The 13,247-nt window shown below is 50.7% G+C and carries 13 protein-coding genes; 7 read left to right on the top strand and 6 right to left on the bottom strand.

Annotated features, from left to right (window positions below):
* The first annotated feature begins 180 nt into the window (after positions 1–180).
* A complete protein-coding gene (locus PGL02S_RS04350; protein WP_036641574.1) occupies positions 181–1,560 on the top strand; it encodes an MATE family efflux transporter in 1,380 nt (459 codons plus the stop codon).
* An 82-nt stretch (positions 1,561–1,642) separates the two neighbouring features.
* Here PGL02S_RS04350 and pfkA read toward each other — a convergent pair whose 3' ends face one another.
* Both pfkA and PGL02S_RS04340 read right to left on the bottom strand, forming a co-directional pair.
* The gene (gene pfkA / locus PGL02S_RS04345) at positions 1,643–2,614 is read right to left on the bottom strand and encodes a 6-phosphofructokinase (protein ID WP_036641573.1); all 972 of its coding nucleotides are present in this window, start codon (positions 2,612–2,614) and stop codon (positions 1,643–1,645) included.
* 22 nt (positions 2,615–2,636) lie between these two features.
* Positions 2,637–3,719, bottom strand: coding sequence for a tetraprenyl-beta-curcumene synthase family protein (locus tag PGL02S_RS04340; protein ID WP_036641571.1), 1,083 nt, complete (start codon positions 3,717–3,719; stop codon positions 2,637–2,639).
* 241 nt (positions 3,720–3,960) lie between these two features.
* Here PGL02S_RS04340 and PGL02S_RS04335 point away from each other — a divergent pair, with 241 nt between their 5' ends.
* Positions 3,961–5,151 (top strand): MFS transporter, encoded by a 1,191-nt coding sequence (locus PGL02S_RS04335; RefSeq protein ID WP_036641570.1) that lies wholly within the window; start codon positions 3,961–3,963, stop codon positions 5,149–5,151.
* 194 nt (positions 5,152–5,345) lie between these two features.
* On the opposite strand, the gene PGL02S_RS04330 is transcribed toward PGL02S_RS04335, so the two are convergent.
* Entirely contained in the window at positions 5,346–5,543 is a 198-nt protein-coding gene (locus PGL02S_RS04330; RefSeq protein WP_006211711.1) for a cold shock domain-containing protein, read from the bottom strand.
* Between the two features lie 196 nt (positions 5,544–5,739).
* Here PGL02S_RS04330 and PGL02S_RS04325 point away from each other — a divergent pair, with 196 nt between their 5' ends.
* The 5 genes from PGL02S_RS04325 to PGL02S_RS04305 all read left to right on the top strand — a co-directional run bounded on the left by PGL02S_RS04325 (position 5,740) and on the right by PGL02S_RS04305 (position 9,679).
* On the top strand, positions 5,740–5,973 hold the full coding sequence (locus tag PGL02S_RS04325) for a hypothetical protein (protein ID WP_006211712.1): 234 nt from the start codon (positions 5,740–5,742) through the stop codon (positions 5,971–5,973).
* Between the two features lies 1 nt (position 5,974).
* Complete coding sequence (locus PGL02S_RS04320) at positions 5,975–6,157, top strand: hypothetical protein (RefSeq protein ID WP_036641569.1); 183 nt, start codon at positions 5,975–5,977, stop codon at positions 6,155–6,157.
* 202 nt (positions 6,158–6,359) lie between these two features.
* Entirely contained in the window at positions 6,360–8,150 is a 1,791-nt protein-coding gene (gene pepF, locus PGL02S_RS04315) for an oligoendopeptidase F (RefSeq protein ID WP_036641567.1), read from the top strand.
* A 106-nt stretch (positions 8,151–8,256) separates the two neighbouring features.
* Positions 8,257–8,586, top strand: a complete 330-nt coding sequence (locus tag PGL02S_RS04310) for a LapA family protein (protein ID WP_006211716.1) — start codon at positions 8,257–8,259, stop codon at positions 8,584–8,586.
* A 55-nt stretch (positions 8,587–8,641) separates the two neighbouring features.
* Positions 8,642–9,679 carry a M42 family metallopeptidase gene (locus PGL02S_RS04305; RefSeq protein ID WP_036641565.1) on the top strand — a complete coding sequence of 346 codons (1,038 nt, stop codon included), beginning with the start codon at positions 8,642–8,644 and terminating at the stop codon, positions 9,677–9,679.
* Between the two features lie 81 nt (positions 9,680–9,760).
* Here the strand turns inward: PGL02S_RS04305 and PGL02S_RS04300 are convergent, their stop codons facing one another.
* From PGL02S_RS04300 to PGL02S_RS04290, 3 genes are all read right to left on the bottom strand, one after another.
* Positions 9,761–11,716 carry an ABC-F family ATP-binding cassette domain-containing protein gene (locus PGL02S_RS04300; protein WP_036641563.1) on the bottom strand — a complete coding sequence of 652 codons (1,956 nt, stop codon included), beginning with the start codon at positions 11,714–11,716 and terminating at the stop codon, positions 9,761–9,763.
* Positions 11,717–11,784: 68 nt separating this feature from the next.
* On the bottom strand, positions 11,785–12,591 hold the full coding sequence (locus tag PGL02S_RS04295; RefSeq protein WP_036641561.1) for a DUF92 domain-containing protein: 807 nt from the start codon (positions 12,589–12,591) through the stop codon (positions 11,785–11,787).
* Between the two features lie 30 nt (positions 12,592–12,621).
* Positions 12,622–13,245 carry a fumarylacetoacetate hydrolase family protein gene (locus PGL02S_RS04290; RefSeq protein WP_006211720.1) on the bottom strand — a complete coding sequence of 208 codons (624 nt, stop codon included), beginning with the start codon at positions 13,243–13,245 and terminating at the stop codon, positions 12,622–12,624.
* Positions 13,246–13,247 lie beyond the last annotated feature (2 nt).

Raw genomic sequence — 13,247 nt, 5'->3', positions numbered from 1 at the left:
GATGGTTGTTGGGACCTGACAAGGTCCCTGAGAACTCTTGTTGATACTTCCCGTTCAACCGCTGGTTGAGTTCTTTCTCACCGCTCAATGAACAGGTTATTGTACACATTATAGGATCCACCTAGAATTATGAGAGCAATATCATAAAATCACCTTGAAAAAAGAAGGGCAAAATCACACATGCAGCCGACAACAACAACCTGGGAAAAACTGAAGCAATTCGCGATCATTCTGATTCCCATCCTGGTTACACAACTTTCTTTATCTGCCATTACTTTTTTTGACACCAATATGTCAGGAAAGTTCAGTTCAGTCGATTTGGCAGGCGTAGCGATAGCTACAAGCATCTGGATTCCAGTTCAGACCGGCCTTAGCGGTATCTTAATGGGGATTACCCCCATCGTTTCACAGCTCGTTGGCGGACGCCAGGAAAACAAGGTCGCTTACCAGGTCAATCAGGCACTCTGGCTGTCCATTTTACTCGCCATTGTCGTACTCGCTATCGGGTATGCCGCAGTACCCGGCATACTCGGTGCGATGAGCCTGGAGCCTGAGGTGCGGCGTATCGCCTCGCAATTCCTCGCCGCCATATCGTTAGGCATCATCCCGCTGTTCGCTTATACGGTGCTCCGCAGCTTTATCGATGCGCTGGGGCAAACCAGGATTTCCATGGTGATCACGCTGATCTCCCTTCCCGTGAATGTGGGCTTGAATGCCCTGCTCATTTATGGCTTGTGGGGCTTCCCAAGAATGGGAGGTGTAGGTGCTGGTCTTGCTTCTGCTATTACGTATTGGACGGTCTTGGTGATCGCGATCATTACGATTCACAGACAACACCCGTTCTCTTCGTTTGCTGTCTTCAGGCAGCTGCAGGGAGTTTCCTTGAGCGCTTGGAAAGGTTTGCTAAAGATTGGCGTCCCCATCGGCTTCTCCATCTTTCTCGAGACCGCCGTGTTTGCAGCCGTAACACTGCTTATGAGCAACTTTGATACGGCGACCATTGCCGCCCATCAAGCAGCCTTGAATTTTGCCACGACACTGTATATGCTGCCGTTAAGCATATGTATGAGCCTGACCATTCTTGTTGGTTATGAAGCCGGCTCGGGACGAATGAAGGACGCCTGGAAGTACGCGAAGCTCGGGATAAGTACAGCCGTTGTCCTCTCGCTGATTACGGCTGTCATTCTGTTTGTGGCCGGTCACCAGGTTGCCGGACTGTACTCTAATGAACCTGCCGTTGTAGCGTTGATCCAGCACTTTCTGCTGTTCGCGATTTTCTTCCAGATCTCGGATGCCATCGCCACACCGACCCAAGGCGCGCTGCGGGGTTACAAAGACGTCAACGTGGCCTTCATGCTCGCTTTCCTGTCATTTTGGGTAATCGGCTTGCCTGTCGGATATGTGCTCGCCAATTACACCGATTGGCAGGCCTTCGGTTATTGGATCGGTTTAATAACGGGACTTGCCGTCGGTGCAGTCCTGATGCTCCTCCGCCTGGTCAAGGTGCAGGGAAAGTTTGCACGCCAGGCAGCCTCTTCGACCGTATCCGCACCATCATAAAAAAACCGTCTCCATGCAGAAATCATTCTGCCATTGGAGACGGTTTTTTTTAGGGGTTGCTCCGTTATACGCCGGACCCTGCTTATTGAGACAAACGCAGTGCCAAATCGTACAAGTCGCGGTCAAATTCCTTCTTTGTGTTAACGACCTTGTCAATATCCGTGAGAACCAGTTCACCCTTGATAATGCCGCATCCTTTATCGGACTCCCCATTAATCAGACTGCGAACCGCAAAATCGCCAAGGCGGCTTGCGAGGTTGCGGTCAAACGGTGTTGGAGCTCCCCCGCGCTGGATATGACCGAGCACCGTTACACGCGCATCGATTGATGCGTGGCACTCTTTAAGGTCGCATACGATATCCTCGCCGCGTCCAACACCCTCAGCTACGATGATAATACTGTGGCGTTTGCCTTTTGCAAAATTCTCACGCAAACGGGAAGCCACTTCATCCAGGTTGTACTCCACTTCCGGCACCAGAATCGTCTCTGCACCCGAAGCAAGGCCGGCATGAAGAGCAATGTCGCCGCAGTGGCGCCCCATAACCTCTACAACAGACGAACGGGCATGAGAGGACATGGTGTCGCGCAATTTATTTACAGCGTCCACAACGACGCTTACAGCCGTATCAAAGCCGATGGTGTAATCGGTGAAGGAAATATCGTTATCAATGGTTCCTGGAAGACCCATCGTTTTGATCCCAAGCTTGCTGAGCTTGTTCGCCCCATGGTAAGAACCGTCTCCTCCGATAACGACCAGACCGTCAATGCCGTGCTGATTCAGAATGTCGGCACCCTTCTGCTGCCCTTCGGGTGTCTTAAACTCTTCACAGCGCGCTGAGCGCAGGATGGTACCGCCACGCTGAATAATGTCTCCCACACTGCGCAGGTCCATTTGTGTAATGTCGTTTTCCAGCAGCCCCTGGTATCCGCGCTGAATCCCGTATACCTCCAGACCATAATACAGACCGCTTCGTACAACCGCTCGCAGCGCCGCGTTCATCCCTTGGGAATCGCCACCACTTGTAAGAACTGCAATCTTTTTAACCTCTGCCATGTTTCTTATTCCTCCTTCAATGTCACTCATGCTTATGCTTGCGAATCCATCGGCTGTTGACGTAGAAAAAGATCCGGGTCATCGGACTCTTCTTCATCAAACGTTTGGATACGTTGCGAACCAAGTGCTGCTCGCTGACTTTTGGATCGGATAAATATAACGCCAGTAACCCCTCAATGATCATACGATGAAAAGGGGTCGAGGGAATTGTTCTGACATCCTTCCGGGCCCACTCCACAATGGCAGCTATACGGTTCAGCATCGTATCGGCATCTTCGTAATAATTACAAAAATTCAGATCGCCACCCAGCCTGTCTTCGTCTTGATCAATAAGATAATCCAGCATAATGTGGAGACTGCATACATTCGGAAAATAAGACGCATGAATGGAGGAAGCATCCTCGTCATCCAAAAACGGATCAGTTGCAGCCAAGAATAGCATGAACACGCCCAAGGTCGATCCCGTTGCAGCCGCGAACTCATTCCACCGCAGATGCGGTGAACGGTGGGCATGCCGGGACCACCACTCCAATAATGCCGTTTCTCTCTTATCCGGATGGATGTGCTTATACACCTGAAGATCGGTGTACAGCCCAGCCAAATCCCTTATGTAGGGCTTTGCCGCTTCATATCCTGATAATTCGCCGATGCAATTCCGGCATTTCTGCACAAGACGAAGAAGATACCCTCCGTCCTCCCTCTCGGTCCGAAGAGCGTAATAATCAACAGGTTCCGTATCAGGTGTAACGGCATCCAGCATCGACTGATGGAGCTGTCTGAAGTCCGCTGGGTCCAGCGAAGTACTGCGGTCACATAAATTATCGAGATAATCGCTAATTGTTTGGTAAGCTACAATCAATGGAATGAGAATATGCCTCTCCGGCAGATTGGCTGCGGCATAAACTGCACCGCCCTGGCAGTGAAATTTTTTGGTATCTAAACTGGCCAGTGCCTGCTTTCGTAGCTCCTCATCCGGAATTTGCTCAGCCTCCCGGCGCCACTTCTCCAACTCGATCCGCACTTCCGGAAGTATAAATTTGTACACCCGGCTCATCAGCCCAACCGGACTGCGCGGAACTTTACGGCTTAGCTCTTGATTATTCAATGAACTCTGCCTCCACATGGTTGTCTTTTTATACCTATCCAAATCAAACCTATTATAATATGATCGTTCATTTTGCACAAATAACACATATCATTGACGCCTGTATGTCGTTTATTGTCAGGTTTAGTCCAACTATCTCCATTTCGTGGTATGTTATATACTAATCGGAGCTAAATAACAGACCACTTACCTCGTGAATGCCGCTGTACAAGCGGGTTCATTAGAGATCGGAGATCCCATCATGCAACTTCCCGCTTCGTCCAGACCGGATCAGAACTGGCTGCGCGCCTTTATGTTTACGATATTTGGTACAACAGCCCTTGTCATATCTTATTTTCCGTTATATTACAAAGAGATCGGCTTCAGCAGCGCGCAAATCGGTTATTTGTATGCGGTCGGTCCGCTTATATCCATGTTCTCCAATATGATATGGAGCTACACAAGCGACAAGTACCGGACCATCAAGCGCATCATGAACATTCTGATTATCGGACAGCTTGTGACGATGCTCGTCTTGTGGCAGGTTTCCAGTTTTGGCGTTGTGCTGATCACGATCAGCCTGTTTTATTTTTTCTACTATCCGGTTTATCCCTTGGCGGATACCATGGCCATCCAAACGGCTCAGCGATACGGCCGCAGCTTTACGGTCATCAGGGTATTCGGCTCTCTCGGGTATGCCTTCTTCGCGCTGGCGATTGGCTATGCTGTCGGAGCTGCCGGCGCTTCAGCGACACTGGCTATCGGCATCGGGATCGGTGTGTTTACGCTGCTCTGTTCCTTTCTTCTCCGCGACGGAGTTGCAACCAAATCCGAGCCGGTGGAGCTGTCCGCCCTCCTCAAAATTCTGCGCTCCAAAGAGATATTGTGGTTCTTCGGCTGCTCGTTCTGCCTTGCCATCGCACACCGCATGAATGAAGCATTTCTTACCCTCACCTTATCCGGATTGGGTGCCGGCGAGGGTCTCATCGGCTGGTCCTTAATGATTTCGGCTGCAAGTGAAATCCCCATTTTCTTTCTGCTCAGCAAATATGGTGACAAGATGAAGGAGCTGCCGCTCCTTGGCTTTGCAAGCTTGATGTTTGCACTCCGATTTCTGCTCATGTCGCTGGCATCCGACCCGCTGTCCGTACTTGCAGTTCAGTCGCTTCACAGCATTACCTTTGGCGTGTTCTATGTAACCGCCGTCCGTTATATTACAAGGATCATTCCCTGGCAGTACCGGGCGACAGGCATGGCGCTCTTCATCATCTTCTGGTCGAGCGCCTCGGGACTTCTCAGCGGAGCCTTCGGCGGATTGCTGTTTGAAGCTGCGGGAAGACCGGCCTTTTACCTGCTTGCCGCCTTTCTAGCCTTCGTGGCCTTTGTCGGGTTTCTCTACCGGCACCTTTTTGCCAAACCGGAGGATATGAATATCAGTGGAATAAGCGCATAATGCAGCGCAGATTCCTTTGCGCCTTAACCTCAAAAAGAGCAAGTCCGGACCCCATGGCGATTGGCAATCCGGGCTTCCCCTTTTTTTCACAAGTATGGGCTTGTCCCATTACAATACAAAAAAGCACAGTTCTCGGGGGAGAACTGCACTTCATGCCTTGGTAATTCTATAAGATCTCCGTATCAGGAGTTAGCTTACAGTTTTGTTACGTTGGCTGCTTGAGGACCACGGTTACCTTCAGTAATGTCGAATTCAACCGCTTGACCTTCTTCCAAACTCTTGAAGCCTTCTTCTTGAATTGCGGAGAAGTGTACGAATACATCCTCGCCACCTTCAACGGAAATGAAGCCGTAACCTTTTTCTGCATTGAACCATTTAACTGTACCTTTCAAATGAACAACCTCCTAAAAATACCGCCATCTATGGCGAATATCCATATTATATCCCATGTTTTATGACAATGCAATCCGTCAAATCACCCTGCAATGCTTTTTTGGGCCGCTATTTTAATGTAAAGATTATTTGCTTTTAAGACCGCGAGTGCGTTATCATTTACCCAAAAGCCTAAGTAGCAAACGGAGACTGAATATGATCAAAAAACATGAAATATACAAAAAAGACAAATGGAACATGATGACGGTTGAAGTACAGGGCCGATACATCGTTCTCCGAGAAATTTCTGACCAATGGGGTGAGGAGACACATACGTTTATGAGCCGGCCAGCTTTGATGCACTGGGCTCAAAACCGCTTCCCCAAGGATGATTTTGAAGGCCGGGAAGATGAATGGCGACAAATGATGGCTGCCTTTAAGCAGGTGTAACATGGATTATACGAATATTGTCATCTTCATTATTCTTGCCTTCAGTTTGGGTGCCATTATGATCATGAACCGGGATTGGATTCCAACAAAACTGAGAAGAGGGATGGCCGTGACTGCGGTCGCCTTCATCCTGTTTGCCTTTTACCTTATTGTATACAGTTTCTTTAATCTGGGTTCCTCGTAAATTTTATTAGGATGAAAGTAGCGGGTACGCGGCATACTATCGCTCGGATAGCTTAATCCGAGGAGGTTATGCCATGAGAGGCGCCAAGGTGATGTGCATTACACTTGCTATCAGCCTGATCGCTGTTTCTACTGCCCGCTCCCAAGCCTTATCTGAAGGAACCCGGACTCCCAATAATACACATCATTCAAGGAGGATCTCTATGGAACAATTGTTGAAACGCGCGGATGTCCCTAAAGAGCATCAATGGAAACTCGAGGATATGTTCGCCGACCAGAAAGCATGGGATGCAAGCTTTGCGGAATTGAAGAATCTTCTTAAACGCACAGACGAGTATCAAGGCAAATTAAACAACGCGGCATCCATCAAAGAATGCTTCGAGCTCGAAGACGAAATTTCTTATCATGCCGAGCGTCTATACGTGTATGCTCACATGCATCATGATGAAGATACAGCAAACCCTACATATCAATCGCTATCCGCCAAAGCCAAAAAACTGAATGTCGAAGCTGGAGAAGCACTCTCCTTCATCACGCCTGAAATACTGTCCCTGTCTGAAGCGGAGCTGGACAAATTGATCGAGGACCCTGCCCTCAAGGAATTCAAGTTCACGCTGACGGAGATGAAACGGGAGAAAGCACATGTTCTCTCCAAGACGGAAGAAGCGCTGCTGGCTCAAGTCGGCAACCTCTCCTCTGCACCGCAAACGATTTTTGGCATGCTCAACAATGCGGACATGAAATTCCCGAAAATCAAGAACGAAGAAGGCAAGGAAGTTGAACTCACACACGGCAACTATATTCAATTCCTGGAAAGCCCGAATCGCGAAGTGCGCGAGCGTGCTTTCAAAGCGGTTTACGACACCTATGGCAAGCAGAAAAACACCCTTGCTGCTACGCTGAATGCCAACGTAAACAAAAATATTTTCTATTCCCGTGTCCGCAAATACCCTTCTGTACTGGAAATGGCCCTGTATGGCGATAACATCCAGAAGGAAGTTTACACAAACCTGATCGACACCATTCATGAGAGTCTGCCGCTCCTGCACCGCTACATGGAGCTCCGTAAGAAGCTGATGGGCGTGGATGAGCTTCACATGTACGATTTGTTCGCTCCCCTCGTGGAAGAGTACAAATGGGACATCACTTACGAAGAAGCAAAACAAATGACCAAGGAAGGCCTTGCGCCGCTTGGCGAGGATTACCTGAGCAGCCTGCAAGCAGGTTATGACAACGGCTGGATCGATGTATACGAGAACGAGAACAAACGAACCGGCGCATACAGCTGGGGTGCATACGGTACCCATCCTTACGTATTATTGAATCATAAAGACAACCTGAACAGCATGTTTACCCTGGCTCATGAGATGGGGCATGCCCTTCACTCCTACTATTCAGACAACGCCCTGAAATATCGGGATGCACAGTACACCATTTTCCTGGCTGAAGTGGCATCAACCACCAACGAAGCCCTGCTGATGGATTACCTGCTGAAAAACGCCAAGGATCCCAAACAAAAAATGTACCTGCTGACTTACTATGCCGATCAGTTCCGTACAACGGTCTTCCGTCAAACGATGTTTGCCGAGTTCGAGAAAATCGTTCATGAGCGCGCTGAGAGCGGCGAATCCCTGACACCTCAGGATCTTTCCGACATCTACTATGAATTGAACGTGAAATATCACGGCAAAGGGATGCAAGTGGATAAAGAAATCGGAATGGAATGGGCACGGATTCCTCATTTCTACAACAGCTTCTATGTGTACAAATACGCAACCGGCTTCTCGGCTGCAACCAGCTTCTCGAAGCAGATTCTGGAGGAAGGCCAGCCTGCGGTGGACCGCTATCTCGGATTCCTGAAGAGCGGCGGCAGCGACTACTCCATTAACATCCTCAAGAAGGCTGGCGTGGATATGTCGTCTCCGGAGCCTATCCGCGAGGCCATGAGTGTGTTCGAAGACATCATCAGCCAAATGGAGCAGTTGACAAAATAATCAATGCTTGAGCGAGATGCATCATTCTCAATTGACCAGTGGAATAAAATCCCTTGCCCTTTACAGGCAAGGGATTTTATACTGTTTGAGGAAGGAGGTGTTCCCTATGAAAATTCAATGGTCACTAATCGCAGCTTTATTGTTTGCCCTTATTACAGCCGTATTTGCCGTGATCAATGTCAATCCCGTTGCAGTAAACCTGTTGTTCGGTACTGTCAACGTACCGCTGATTCTGCTCATTATCGGATGCTCTCTGATCGGGGGACTGATTGTCGGTACATTCGGCATTTACCGTCAATATCAAATGCAGAAGGAAATCCGTTCGTTAGCGGAACAACTTATACATATCCGTGAAGTAACGGGATACACTCCTGAAATGCAAGCTGCGGACGAGGAAATGAAAAAAGATCCGAAGGACACCCCTGCTGAACCCTGATGTCCCCGGATGATGAATCAATATGAATGAAAGAAACAAGGAGGCCTGACATCTAATGTCTGCTATACAACCGAATGAAACATACGTATTGGACCTGCTTAAGGCATTGCTCGATACACCGAGTCCTACCGGCTATACCCACACCATTATGAAGCGGATTGAACAGGAAGCGGCTTCCCTTGATGTTCCTCTTACATGGAACGAAAAAGGCGGCGCCATCCTGTCCATCGCTGGACAAGACAGCAGCCGTACGATCGGGCTGAGCGCTCACGTCGACACCCTTGGCGCGATGGTTCGTGCCGTGAAATCGGAAGGTACGCTCCGGCTTACCTCCGTTGGCGGATACATGATGAACAGCATTGAGAATGAATACTGCATCATCCATACACGCAGCGGCAAGACATATACCGGAACCATCCTCTCCACCCATCCTTCGGTTCACGTATACAGTGACGCCCGTGATTTAAAGCGCCAGGAAGCCAATATGGAGGTTCGGATCGACGAATTAGTTGAATCAGCCGATGATGTAAAAAAATTCGGCATCGGCGTTGGAGACTTCGTCTCCTTTGATGCCCGTGCGGTCATTACTCCCAGCGGTTACATCAAATCACGTCATCTGGATGACAAAGCCAGCGTCGCTGCACTCTTCGGCTTGCTCGAAAGCATGAAGCGCGATAACTGGAAGCCCAAATATAATGTAAAACTCCTTATCTCCAACTACGAAGAGGTTGGACACGGCGCAGCCTACATTCCTGCCGACATCAATGAAATGATTGCGGTGGATATGGGCTGTATCGGCGATGATTTAAGCTGCAAGGAAACCGACGTGTCCATCTGTGCCAAGGACTCGTCCGGCCCTTATGACTACGACATGACCAGTCGTTTGATTGAACTGGCCGAGAGCGAAGGCATTGCATATGCCGTTGATATTTATCCTCATTACGGCTCCGATGCTTCGGCGGCGCTCTCCGCAGGCAGCAACATCAAAGCTGCGTTGATCGGTCCCGGCGTCCATGCATCCCACGCGATGGAAAGAACGCACAAACAGGCGGTTCTTAACACCGTCAAACTGCTGGCAGCCTACGTGAAATAAACCGCTCTATAGGTAAGGGGCGTCCCCAAGGCACAAGGCCTGGGGACGCCCCTTATTTTCTCTTTGAACCTGCCTGATGCATCAGGATTTCTTGCTCTGCTCAATTTTCTCGGCAAGCTCGTTCAGATAGGTCCAGCGCTCCATCAGATGCTCCAGCTCACGCTCCGTTTCCTCCTGAGCCCGCATCAGCTCCTGAAGCCTGGCTGCGTCGCTGCCGGCGGTTTCCATCTCCGATTGAACGGATACAAGCTTGTTCTCGGCAGCTTCGATCAGACCATCAATCTGCTCAAATTCCCGCTGCTCTTTATAACTGAATTTCAGACGTTCGCGCGGTGTATCTTTACTTGAACTGCTGCCCGGCACCGTGTTGCTTCCCGATGCTGATTTAGCGCCACTGCCACCGGCTGCATCCGTCTTGCTTCCGGCAGCCTCGCTGCCATGACGCTGCATCCACTCTGCGTACTCGCTGTAAGAGCCAACATGGACACGAATCTGCCCCATGCCCTCAAACGCCATGACTTTATCCATGGTTCGATCCAGGAAAAACCGGTCATGGGATACCACGATGACAACACCCGGAAACTCATCCAGATACTGCTCCAGAACGGACAATGTCGGTATGTCCAGATCATTTGTCGGTTCATCCAGCAGCAGCACGTTCGGCGCACTCATCAGCACTCGCAGCAGGTACAACCGGCGCTTCTCGCCTCCGGACAATTTCGCTATCGGCGTCCACTGCAGCGCAGGCGGGAACAGGAAGCGTTCCAGCATCTGGGCCGCGGTAATGGCAGAGCCGTCCGCCGTACGAACAACCTCTGCCTCATCCTTGATATACTCGATCACGCGCTGACTGCCATCCATCTCCTGATGCTCTTGGGTGAAATAACCCAGTTTAACCGTTGGCCCAAGCACGACTTCGCCGGCATCCGGTTGAAGCCTTCCGGCAATGAGATTCAGCAGCGTGGATTTACCGCTCCCGTTCGGACCCACGATACCGATCCGATCCTCGGGCACGGCGATGTAAGATAGATCCTCAATCAATATGTTGTCGCCGACCGTCTTACGGAGACCTTCAATCTCTAGAATTTTGCGGCCGAGACGGGTGGAAGCAACCGAGACGTCCAGATCACCGGAGCCCTGTATGATCTCCTGATCCTTCAGTTTCTCGAAACGGTCGATTCTCGCCTTCTGCTTGGTCGTACGGGCCTTTGCTCCTCTGCGAATCCAGGCAAGCTCGTTCCGCAGCAGATTCTGGCGCTTTTGTTCGGATGCGGCTTCCCGCTCCTCGCGCTCTGCCTTCAGCTCCAGGAAACGGCTGTAATTCGCCTCATATCGGAACAGCCGCCCATGATCCAACTCCAGCATGACATTGGCCACCCGGTCCAGAAAATACCGATCATGCGTAATCATAAGCAGGGCGCCCCGGCGCTTCTGCAAGTACTGCTCAAGCCAGGCTACAGATTCGTTGTCGATATGGTTGGTCGGCTCGTCCAATATGAGTAAATCCGACGGTTGGATCAAGGCAGCGGCTAAAGCCACCCGCTTGCGCTGTCCACCCGAGAGTGTCCCCATTCTCGCCTCATAATGGCGTATTCCAAGCTTGGACAGAATGGTCTTTGCATCACTCTCCAGCTGCCATGCCTGCAGCGAATCCAGCGTCTGATTGAGCTTCAGCAATTTCTGCTGCAGCTCTTCATGGCCCGGATGGAGCTCCAGCAGCTCCATTGTTTCGGTATATTCCCGGACGGCCTTCATCTCGGGGAGATCCCCTTCAAACACCTGCTGCAGAACGGTTTTATCCGGATCAAACTCGGGATTCTGAGCAAGATAGCGCACCCGGATGCGATTGCCCATCGATATTTTACCGGAGTCAGGCGGCTCAAGTCCTGCGACAACGCGCAGAAACGTAGATTTTCCTGTACCGTTTACGCCGATGATGCCAATCTTGTCCTGATCCTCCATGCCGAAGGATGCATCTTGAAACAGTATTTTATCTCCATAACTTTTGTTTACCTGCTCTACGGTCAAGATATTCATTGGTCTGATCCCTACTTACATCTATAGATTTCGTTAATCGTTAATCGTTAATCGATGAATGAACTACATTATAACGCAACCAGCACTGCAGTCCCATATGCTGCTGCCCCGCCAAGAAGTGAGCTGAGCAGATTGACGGCATCATTGGACATCCACGAATACCCTCGCATGCGTTCGGTCTCCTGTCCGCAGTGCTGCGCCACCTCGACAGTTTTACCGCACGCCGAGCAGCGATACATCACCTGTACAGCCGCCCCGAGATATGAGTCAGCAAATGCACCGACCAATCCCCCGGCAAGGGCCGCCAGAACATATGAGAGTAACTCCGCGTTCATACCGCTCCATTCAGCCAGCAGCCATCCCCCGGCTCCGATCAGTACACTCCCTGCCGCTGCCGCTATGGAGCCCGCCCAGGATACGCCTCCCGATTCTCCGGCAGTCAGCACCTTTCCGTTAAGGACAGAACGCGGCGGCCGCCGGCTGAGGCTTCCTAACTCCGTCGCCCAGGTATCTGCCGTCACCGTAGCCATGACCCCTATAAACAGCAGCACCCACAACTCGGACGGAGCCCATGCGTTTAACAGACACAGCACCATGCCGATACCGCCGTTGGCGAATACTTGTCCTGCATCCCTCCGGCCGGTCTTGGCATAAGATTTCTCCAGATCAGCCTTGCGTTTCTTTCCATATCGGGAGAGCAGCGTAGAAGTAATGAAAAAAAGAAGCAGGGTCCCGAACCAAAACACGTTCCCTGCTCCATAATATATGGTGCCCATCAGAATAGCGGCAGCGGCTCCGGATTCCGATAGCGATCGTTTCCGGTAGGCCGCTCCCGCAACAATGATGGCGCCTGCGGCTCCAATCAGCCAATCCATCTGCAATCCCTCCCATGATAGCTTGCCAGATTACCCGATTTCGCAGCGGCCCAGACGGATGTCTCCCCAGAATAACTCGAATACATCCCCCGATTCAGTTGGACCGACACCTGCCGGCGTTCCCGTGAAGATTAAATCCCCTTTGCCAAGACCATAAAATTCGCCAATATAATCAATAATGCGCTGAAGGGAGAAGATCATATCCTTCACGTTCCCCCGCTGCACCTCATCGCCATTCTTCAATACGGTGAAATCCGTAGCCGCCAGCTTTGCGGTTCCCGGGAATGTTATGGATGGGGTAAGGGGCGCAGAGGATTTGAAGGCTTTCGCCGCGGTCCATGGATGCCCCTTCTCCTTAATCACCGTCTGAACGTCACGCAGTGTGAAATCAATGCCAAGGGCCATTGTTTTTACAAGCTCATCAACCGTCATCCCTGGAGAGTAATCCTCCGCGAGCTGAATGACAAGCTCCCCTTCAAAATGAAGACTGCCGCGATCCAGGGGCAGCTGCAGCACGCTTCCGTCCAGCGGAACGACCGCATGGGAAGGCTTGAGAAAGATCATCGGTTCTTCCGGCACGGCATTGCCGAGCTCGGCGGCATGCAATTGATAATTACGACCAACGCAATATACGTTATTGACTAGGGCACACATAC

Source organism: Paenibacillus glucanolyticus NBRC 15330, from assembly GCF_004000885.1.
In the GTDB taxonomy this organism is placed as follows: Bacteria; Bacillota; Bacilli; order Paenibacillales; family Paenibacillaceae; genus Paenibacillus_AQ; species Paenibacillus_AQ glucanolyticus.
Note: the sequence above shows the minus strand (reverse complement) of the source record. Positions and strands in the feature narration are given on the sequence as shown.

What these genes read in the sequence shown, in the direction of transcription:
- pepF (WP_036641567.1), top strand. Translation starts at nt 6,360, where the DNA reads ATGGAACAATTGTTGAAACGCGCGGATGTCCCTAAAGAGCATCAATGG.
- PGL02S_RS04325 (WP_006211712.1), top strand. Translation starts at nt 5,740, where the DNA reads ATGATCAAAAAACATGAAATATACAAAAAAGACAAATGGAACATGATG.
- PGL02S_RS04300 (WP_036641563.1), bottom strand. Translation starts at nt 11,716, where the DNA reads ATGAATATCTTGACCGTAGAGCAGGTAAACAAAAGTTATGGAGATAAA.
- PGL02S_RS04320 (WP_036641569.1), top strand. Translation starts at nt 5,975, where the DNA reads ATGGATTATACGAATATTGTCATCTTCATTATTCTTGCCTTCAGTTTG.
- PGL02S_RS04335 (WP_036641570.1), top strand. Translation starts at nt 3,961, where the DNA reads ATGCAACTTCCCGCTTCGTCCAGACCGGATCAGAACTGGCTGCGCGCC.
- PGL02S_RS04295 (WP_036641561.1), bottom strand. Translation starts at nt 12,591, where the DNA reads ATGGATTGGCTGATTGGAGCCGCAGGCGCCATCATTGTTGCGGGAGCG.
- pfkA (WP_036641573.1), bottom strand. Translation starts at nt 2,614, where the DNA reads ATGGCAGAGGTTAAAAAGATTGCAGTTCTTACAAGTGGTGGCGATTCC.
- PGL02S_RS04305 (WP_036641565.1), top strand. Translation starts at nt 8,642, where the DNA reads ATGTCTGCTATACAACCGAATGAAACATACGTATTGGACCTGCTTAAG.
- PGL02S_RS04350 (WP_036641574.1), top strand. Translation starts at nt 181, where the DNA reads ATGCAGCCGACAACAACAACCTGGGAAAAACTGAAGCAATTCGCGATC.
- PGL02S_RS04310 (WP_006211716.1), top strand. Translation starts at nt 8,257, where the DNA reads ATGAAAATTCAATGGTCACTAATCGCAGCTTTATTGTTTGCCCTTATT.
- PGL02S_RS04290 (WP_006211720.1), bottom strand. Translation starts at nt 13,245, where the DNA reads ATGTGTGCCCTAGTCAATAACGTATATTGCGTTGGTCGTAATTATCAA.